This window comes from Brevundimonas sp. UBA7534 (genome assembly GCF_002479325.1).
Classification (GTDB): Bacteria; Pseudomonadota; Alphaproteobacteria; order Caulobacterales; family Caulobacteraceae; genus Brevundimonas.
Map to the genome: position 1 here is coordinate 13,045 of NZ_DLMO01000079.1, position 535 is coordinate 13,579.

A 535-nucleotide genomic window follows, 5' to 3' on the forward strand; every position below is an offset into this window, starting at 1 on the left:
GTCGGGGCTGCGGTCGGGGGGACCTCGGTGCGGCGGTGCTAGGCGGCGCAGTATCCCCGATCCATTCGACCTTGGTCGAGTCCGTCCATATGCGGTCAGCTCTGGGACGGTTTCCAATCCGGCCCGCCGTTGGTGTTGATCATCCACGGCACGCCGAACCTGTCGGTCAGATTGCCATAGCCGGGCGACCAGAAGGTCTCGCCGAAGGCCATGCCGACCTTGCCGCCTTCCGCCAAGGCCTCGAAGGCGCGCTTCGCCTCATCCAGGTCTTCGGTGTGCAGCATGACGTCGAAGCCGTTCTTGGGTTTGTCGATGTTGGGCGCGAACTCGGGCGGCAGTCGGCGCCCATCAAGGCCTGGTCGCCGAACTCCAGCCAGGCGTGCATCAGCCAGTCCTGGTATTTGGGATCGACGGGCGCATCGCCGGGAGCGTCGCGAAATGCGAAGGCGTTCACCTTGCCGCCCAGCACCGTGGCGTAGAAATCGAAGGCCTCTCGGCACTGGCCCTGAAAGCTCAGGCTGGTCACGATCTTCAT

General features: G+C 64.7%; 1 protein-coding gene. It reads right to left on the reverse strand.

The window, feature by feature from the left end:
* Nucleotides 1-95: 95 nt before the first annotated feature.
* On the reverse strand, nucleotides 96-284 hold the full coding sequence (locus B2U11_RS06015) for a VOC family protein (protein ID WP_292070589.1): 189 nt from the start codon (nucleotides 282-284) through the stop codon (nucleotides 96-98).
* Nucleotides 285-535 lie beyond the last annotated feature (251 nt).

Bases quoted from the DNA above. Each gene is read 5' to 3' on its own strand.
- B2U11_RS06015 (WP_292070589.1), bottom strand. From the start codon at position 284: ATGCTGCACACCGAAGACCTGGATGAGGCGAAGCGCGCCTTCGAGGCC.